Below are 7,610 nucleotides of genomic sequence, written 5' to 3'. Positions count from 1 at the left end.
CGTCAACCTCAACCAGCTCGCTCACCGCGAAAACTCCGCCGACGTTGGCGGGGCGCTGGAGCCCCCGTCCGAGGACGAGGTGCAGGAGGGCGCGCGCGCCGTCCGCGAGGTGGCCGAGCTGATCCGCGCCGCCCTTCCGTGAGTGCCGCGACGGGGAAGGGGGGGACCTACTTCCGGTTCTACGCCGGTACGCCTGGGCGCTCCCCGGACCACGTTTCGTACATCACCCGCGAGAGCGCCGTCCGCGAGCGCGACCGCGCCGTGCTCGCCTACAACCTGCCCGACGCCGTGCGCGATGCGCGCGGCTACGAGGAGTTGCGCGACAACCTGGTGGCGCACGCTCAGGTCCGCGAGGAGCAGGAGATGAAGCGCCACCGGGGCCCGCGCGAGGCGCGGACGCACTACCGCGTCCGCGCCAGTTTTGAGCGGGAAGTGTCGTCGGAGCGCGCGCTGGCGATGGCGAAGGAGTGGCTGGACGGCGAGCTGCCGAAGGCCCGCGGCTTCGCCGTCGTGCACCGCGACACGGAGCACGTGCACGTCCATATCTGGATCGACGCCCGCCAGACGGACGGGAAGAAAATCCAGCTTCCGAGGGAGAAATACCGCTCGCTGGATTTCAGGTGGAATAAACTCTACAGCGCCGAAATGGGGCGTGACCCGCAGGAGCATGAGCAGAAGAAGGCGCAGACCCGCGAGGCGAAGCGCCACGGCTGGGAGCGGCGCGAGCGCCCGGAGTACCCGCCGCGCGTCCGCGCGGACGCGCAGGAGCTGGCGAAGAAGTGGGAGCGGCGCGACCTGGGCGTGCAGGCGGCGCGTAATCCGGCGGACCGGCTGGACACGTCGTTTCTCCCCTACGTCCGCGCCGTCGCGGGAGCGGACTTCAAGGAGGCCGGGAGCTGGGACGAGTTGGACCGGCGGCTGGCGCGCCACGGCCTGCGTGTGCAGGCGCGCGGCAACGGGATGATCGTGACCGACGGGAAGCAGGTCGTGACAGCCTCCAGCGTGGACCGCGCCGCGTCGCGTGGCGCGCTGGAAAAGCGGTTCGGGGAGAAGCTGGCGGAGCATCGGCGCAAGCCGCCTGAGCTGGAACGCACACCGCCGGCGCGGCCGGAGCTGGTGCGCGATCTCCGAGAGCTGGAGCGCCGCCGGTGGACACGCGAGGACCACGTGCGCGCGCAGCACATCGTTGCGACCGAGCGTGCGCGCGCCGAGGCGATGCGCCGCGCGGAGGAGCGGGTGGGGGCCACGGGCAAGCGGTTCGAGGAGGGGCTGGGGCCGGTTTACCGGGACGCGAAGAAGGCGCGCGCGGAGTTTGAGCAGGTGGCGCGCGACCTGGGCGCGGACCGCGCGGCGCAGCTGCTTCGCGAGCAGCCGGAGCGGTTCGGGGAGCTGCGCACCGTGGAGCAGCGGCGTCTCCTGGGCGTGATCCGCTGGCAGGACGATTCACCCGCGCGGGCACGGGTGCCGAACGCGGCCGAGCTGGGGCGAGAGGCGGCGCGGGCGGCGGCGGCAGCTCCGGGCGAGCGGGAGCTGGGCTGGGCGGAGCGGCGGCTGGGTTATGCCGAGAGGCGGGAGAAATGGCTCGCGCGGGAGCTGGACCGGGATTCGACGCTGATCCGGGCGCGGGTCGGGCTGGCGATGCAGAAGGTGCTTCCCCGCGAAGTAGACGAGCTGCGGCGCTGGGTTTCTGCCCCGCAGGTACAGGCGGCCACGAAGCTCCGGCAGCAGATCGAGCGGCTGGCCCCTCAGCACGTGCGCGAGCTGGCATCGTGGGTTCGCTCACCGCACACGGCCATCCCGGCGAAAGCGGTGCAGGCGTTCCGTGGTCTCCTGCAGGACCGGGGGCGGGAGCGCGGGATGGACTGACGGAGGGGTGCGGGCGTGTCCCTCCGCTGCGCTCCGGGCCGGGCTGCGCGCGCAGTAGGGCGACAAACAACGTCGCCCAACTGCGCCGGACCACCGGCGGCTCCGTGCGAGGGCCACCCCCCACCGATACCACCCGGGCCCCTCGCACTCCCCCCGCCGGTGTCCCGGCCCTCCGGGCGCGCATCCCTCACGCGGTGGATCGGCGGGCGGGCCGACAGCCAGGCGCACGACCCCAGCTCCCCGACGCCCGCTTCGCGGGCGAGCTGTGGGGGGCCGACTTCGGGATGGTTCAAGGTCCCTACGCGGCCCCCCACAGCAACAGACCGGCCCGGCCCGCCACGGATGCCACCCCACCCCCGAAGACCATCCCCAACCGCACCCACCGCGGCGATCACCGGCTAAACGTGACGGGCTGCGCCCGTCGAAACGGTTTCCGGCCCGGCCCGGACCGGCTCCGGCTGGAAACTCCGGTGCACCTGGTGCTGGGCTCCGTGAGGGGCTGGAGCTGCTGGTCACGCTCGCTGCGCTCGCTATCACCGCCCTCATGCCTTCGGGACCGCGGGGCGGTCGCCTGCGGCGGGCAGTTGTGGGGGGCAGCGCCCCCCACCCCCCACGTGTTCGCGTATCAGGGGTGGTCGGTGCCGGGGGCGGGCTGGGGGCGAGCGGCGGCGGAGCTCGCGGCGGCGGCAGGCATTCACGGCGGCGACCGCATTTCACCTGAAATCCGCAGCACTTTTAACTCAGTTTAAACTGTAACAATTATAAGTAGCTTATTGACCCCTGCCTATAAGTCACTTATATTTAGAGCAGATCGACGGGGGGACACTGAGCAGAGGAGGGGGAGCCATGCCGAGCACGAATCACCAGCCGCGCGACATTTACCAAGAGGTTACGGACCGCATCGTGGCAGCGCTGGAAACTGGCGTTGCGCCTTGGGTTCGCCCGTGGCGCCCGATGTACGCGGCGAACGACTTCCCGCGCAACGGACTGACCGGCCGCCCCTACCACGGGATCAACGTCTTTCTGCTGTGGCTGACCGCCAACGCGTGCGGCTACCGCTCGCAGGACTGGTTCACGTTCAATCAGGCCAAGCAGAAGGGCGCCCACGTCCGCAAGGGCGAGCGGGGGACGCTGGTCACGTTCTGGAAGCTGCTCCGGGTGCGGGACGACGCGGCCGAGGCGGGGACGGACCGCACCAAGAAAATCCCGCTCCTCCGCCACTTCATCGTCTTCAACCGGGACCAGCTTGACGGCCTGCCCGCCGTCAAGGCCGATCCGGCGCCGCAGCGCCCGGAATGGGAGCGGGACGAGGCGGTAGAGACGTTCGTCCGCGCCAGCGGCGCGCGCATCATCGAAGGCGGTTCCCACGCAGCCTACAGCCCCGGCCGGGATGAAATCTACATGCCGCCGCTCGCGGACTTCGTCACCCGCGAAGCCTACTACAGCACCGAGCTTCACGAGCTTACCCACTGGACCGGACACGGCTCCCGGATGAACCGCGACCTGTCCGGCGGGTTCGGCTCCGAGAGCTACGCCCGCGAGGAGCTGGTGGCGGAGATGGGCGCGGCGTTCCTCTGCGCGGCGCTGGGCGTTCAAGGCCAGTTGCAGCACCCGGAGTACATCGGGAACTGGATTCAGGTCTTGAAGGGGGACAAGAAGGCCGTTTTCCGCGCCGCCAGCGAGGCACGGCAGGTGGCCGAGTACCTGGGCGCCACCCCGCCCGCTGCTGGGCAGACCGAGGAAGACGAGGGGGAGGGCGCCGCCGAACTACCCGAGGCGGCTTGACCGGGCCGGGGGGCGCACCCCGGCGCCCCCCATCATCCACCGGGATTTCAGGTGAAATCCCAGCACGCAGGGAGAACGAGCCATGACCAAGACCACGAAGCGCGCGAAGCAGCCCCGCACCGAGCAGCCGCAGGACGAGCAGCAGCCCACGACCGGCGCGGCGCTGGCGCTCATCGAGGAGGAGGCCCCGGAAGTCCGCATGTTCCGCCCGGACGAGCTGGAGCCGTGGCCGGGGCTGAACCCGCGCATGATCTTCGACCCGACGGAGCAGGCCGAGCTTGACAAGTCCGTGCGCGTGCGCGGAATCAAGCAGCCCATCCTTGTCCATCTGCGCGAGGACGGGAAAAGCTGGATCGTGATGGGTGAACGGCGCTGGCGTTCAGCCACGAACACCGGCCGCATGGTCCCCGCGGTTGTGGGGACGTTCAGCGAGGAAGAAGCCTTTGAGCTGGCGCTGATCGAAAACATCCAGCGCGCCAACCTGAACCCCATTGAGGAGGGCCGCGCGTTCAAGCGGTGGCTGGACCAGCACCCCGATGCGGACCAGTACGTCCTCGCGGAGAAGATCGACAAGTCACAGCCCTACATTTCGTTCCGGCTGAACCTGCTGCGCCTGCCGGGCAACATCCAGTGCCTTGTGTCCGAGGGGCTGGTTTCCAAGACGCAGGCCCGGGACGCGTTCCTGCCGTTCGCGGAGATCCCCGAGGCCGTGCGCGGCGGCTGGGAGCCGGACGAGGAGGGCGCCGAGCCGCCCGTTTACGAGGAGGGCCAGACCCCCAAGGTTTTCGACGCGGTGGAAATGGCCGTGCGGGTGCACTACCTGGGCGGCGGGGGCAAGCTGAACCTGCCCCAGCTACAGGCGATCATCGGCGCCGCCGCGCTCCCGCACTCCAAGCCGCTCACCCCGGCCGACGCGGACGCCAGCGAGGAGCGGCCCGTGTTCGACGCCAGCGACCACGCCAAGAAGTGCAAGTGCAACGGCCCGCGCTGGATGTACCGCCGTTGGGGCAACGAGCAGGCTCGTTGCTTCGGGGAATACTGGCAGAAGAAGCAGGACGCCGCCAAGCGCGCCCAGCGGGCGGAGCAGGAGGAGCGCCGGAAGCAGGAGGAAGCCCGCCGCAAGGAGGCCGAGGAGCGACTGGGCGACGACGCCCCGACCGTTCCGGCCGAGGACGCCCGGCGCCTGTTCCCGGACGCCGTTGTGCTCACGGACTCCACCAGCGATTTCCGCCGCATGTCGCTGATGGTGGACACGGCCCTGATCCCGGCCAGCACCGTGCGCGTGGTCAAGGACTGGCAGGCGAGCGCCGCCTATAGCCTCATCTGCACGGACCGCGAGGCCATGAACACGGCGCTGACCGCCGGGCGGGAGGCGCGGGCGCAGCTCGTCGCCCGGCTCACCACCGAGCGCATCACGCAGGAGCGGGAGGGCGCGGCGAAGCTGGACCTGCGCAAGCCCGACGTGATTGCGGAGCTGCTGACCACGCTCCCCAAGGTATCGGACGCGTTCGTGGCGACGGTGGCGCGGGAGCACGGCTTGAAGGGGATTCCCGAGCACGGCAGCAAGCTGGAGCAATGGCTGGCGCTGGACGGGAAGGAACTGCAACTGTTCGCCCGCGCTCTTGTCCTGCGCATCCGTGCGCAGACGCAGGAGGAGCGGCAGCGGATGCACGACCCGATTTCGGCCGAGGTCAACCGGCTCCTGCTGGAGCAGTACAACGCCCATCTGGATACCCTGCGATCCAGCGTCCAGCTTCCCCGCCCGGCATTCGCCGAGCGGCTGGACGACGCGGTGGCCCGCTTCTACGAGGCGCACAACCCGCTGGCCCAGCAGGCGCGCGAGGGGGGATTGTCGGAGAGCGCGGGCGAGGCGATCCACGCCCTTGCCGGGACCGTTGAGGAAATCCGCACCATCCGCCGCGAAGCCCTTGAAGCAGGGGAGGACCCGACCACGCTGACCATCGAGGACGTGGAGGAGCGTTTCACCGACTTGGAAGCCGCCTACCAGCGCCAGCACGGCCCGCAGGCGGAGGAGCAGGACAAGGGCGCCCCGGAGGGGGCGCCCGCCCCGGCGGGGAACGAGGCCCCGGCCCCGGCCGAGGAGGAGCAGCAGCCCGCCCCGGCGGCGGACGAGGCCCCGGCCAAGGAGGACGACCCGGCCGACGAGCTGGCGGCGGCCCGAAAGAAGGCACGGCGCGGGCGCGACGGGAAGTGACGGCGGAGCGAGGGGGGACCGGCCGAGCACCTGGCCGGCCCCCCCCGGGCCGATCTTCGCGCGTGGCGGGTTCGGGGGGGACAAGCCCCCCGCTCACCCGCCGGGGGGGTGCGTCGCCGGTCCCGCGAGGATACCTTGCCCGCCCGCTGGCCGTGCCACCACCTACAGCAGCCGGGGGGGAGACCGATTCCCGTGGAACCGATTCGCGACGACGAGACGCTAACCCCCGAACGCTTCAAAGCGTTCGTTAAACTCATGGGGTGGCGCACCCAAAAGGAGACCGCCGAAGCCCTGGGCGTCACACAAGCCTACGTCTCCAACCTGACGAACGGCCAATATGAGGTCCTGCCCCGGACCTCGCTGCATAAGCTGGTGCAGGCGCTGATGCGGGAGCACGACCTGATCCGCCGACTACAACGATCAGAACGCAACGACGAGGGGCCGGTCACTCCGTGACCGGCCCCGGTTGATTTCAGGTGAAATCAGCGCCACGTCAGCACCGGCCTCTCCACCGCACGCACCCACCACTCCGCGCCGGTCCGAAGTACCGGGAATCGAACGCGCCGCCGTGATACGGCGAGTACAGCCACGGCTCCCCGGCCGCGATCTGGCGCCGGCCGAAAGGCGCGTGCGGCACGGGGGGCTCGACACCCTCTCTCCCGATGGGTAGTTCACGAGCGGCGTTCTAGAAGTCACCGCGTGCACTAGCCGGACTGTGAGATAAGTCATTGCGGCACAGGGTGCGTAGGCATCCCCTTCCGTGTATTGCTGTGATACGGTTCCTAGATGCACGCCCAGAGGTGCGTTAAACTGTGCGTCGAGGGTTTCGACTCGCATCAGACTTGAACGAAAGGGCACGTAGACGATGAACCCCACAACGGTCGCCGAGAGCGCGGAGCGCATCGGGAACCTCCCCCCGGACGCGCAAGCGTTCGTCCTTCAAGTCGGCTTGATTCTCATCGCACTTGCTGCGCTGGTCGTGGCGATGCGAGCACTGACGAGGAGGTCGCGGTGAAGAGGATTGACTATGCCTTCACGCGGATGCCGGCGCAGTGGATCCGCGACGGCAAGTTGACGCTGTTCCAAGGTGGCTCGATGCTCGGAACTTCGGTCACCGCGCTGAAGCTGTACATCGCCATCCTCAGTGAGATTCGGTCTGACGATAATGGGCCCGGCTTCGGCCGGGCTCGGCTGACATTCAGCGACCTGGAGGAGAGGACGGGAGCCGCCCGGGCGATGATCGCCCCGGCATTGGAGTTCCTCCGGCCGTGGGTCAGCACGACACGATCGCGAAGCGGCAACGTCTACGAAATAGTTGATTTCACGACGAAGCCGGGCGCTTGGGTCCGTCTGCCTGCTGAATACATCAGAACGAGTCGGGCACTGCATGCCTTCCCGTCTCGTTCGTCAGTCAGCCTCTCGGCCATGAAAATGTACTTGTACCTCTTGGAGCGGTGTGAGCGTCGGTCTACGTTCGCTAAGGCGTCGTATCCGAAAATCCGGGAGATCGCGGGCGTCCTGCAGAACAACATTCCACGTGCTATTGTCGCGCTGGGTGCTGCTGACCTCATCAGGGCGTCCACAGCGCGGCGGGCGGGAGATACCGACAGCCACGGACACAACGTCTATTACCTTCTCGGCCTCGGCCCGAAAGTGGCTAACAACACAGAGTTGGACAATTCCGCGTTCGCTGTTGCTGGAGTTCCGGACGAGATGTCGCAGGGGGAGTGGCTTTGATTTCAGG

At 69.0% G+C, this 7,610-nt stretch carries 5 protein-coding genes; all 5 read left to right on the top strand.

The window, feature by feature from the left end; all coding sequences use genetic code 11:
• Positions 1–138: 138 nt before the first annotated feature.
• The 5 genes from VFZ20_RS15790 to VFZ20_RS15770 all read left to right on the top strand — a co-directional run bounded on the left by VFZ20_RS15790 (position 139) and on the right by VFZ20_RS15770 (position 7,603).
• The gene (locus tag VFZ20_RS15790) at positions 139–1,866 is read left to right on the top strand and encodes a relaxase/mobilization nuclease domain-containing protein (protein ID WP_329684873.1); all 1,728 of its coding nucleotides are present in this window, start codon (positions 139–141) and stop codon (positions 1,864–1,866) included.
• Positions 1,867–2,712: 846 nt separating this feature from the next.
• Complete coding sequence (locus tag VFZ20_RS15785) at positions 2,713–3,651, top strand: ArdC family protein (protein ID WP_329684872.1); 939 nt, start codon at positions 2,713–2,715, stop codon at positions 3,649–3,651.
• A gap of 82 nt (positions 3,652–3,733) precedes the next feature.
• Entirely contained in the window at positions 3,734–5,866 is a 2,133-nt protein-coding gene (locus tag VFZ20_RS15780; RefSeq protein ID WP_329684871.1) for a ParB/RepB/Spo0J family partition protein, read from the top strand.
• Positions 5,867–6,058: 192 nt separating this feature from the next.
• On the top strand, positions 6,059–6,322 hold the full coding sequence (locus VFZ20_RS15775; protein WP_329684870.1) for a helix-turn-helix transcriptional regulator: 264 nt from the start codon (positions 6,059–6,061) through the stop codon (positions 6,320–6,322).
• A 555-nt stretch (positions 6,323–6,877) separates the two neighbouring features.
• Positions 6,878–7,603, top strand: coding sequence for a hypothetical protein (locus VFZ20_RS15770; protein WP_329684869.1), 726 nt, complete (start codon positions 6,878–6,880; stop codon positions 7,601–7,603).
• Positions 7,604–7,610: the final 7 nt, after the last annotated feature.

The organism is Longimicrobium sp. (genome assembly GCF_036280135.1).
Lineage (GTDB): Bacteria > Gemmatimonadota > Gemmatimonadetes > Longimicrobiales > Longimicrobiaceae > Longimicrobium.
Note: the sequence above shows the minus strand (reverse complement) of the source record. Positions and strands in the feature narration are given on the sequence as shown.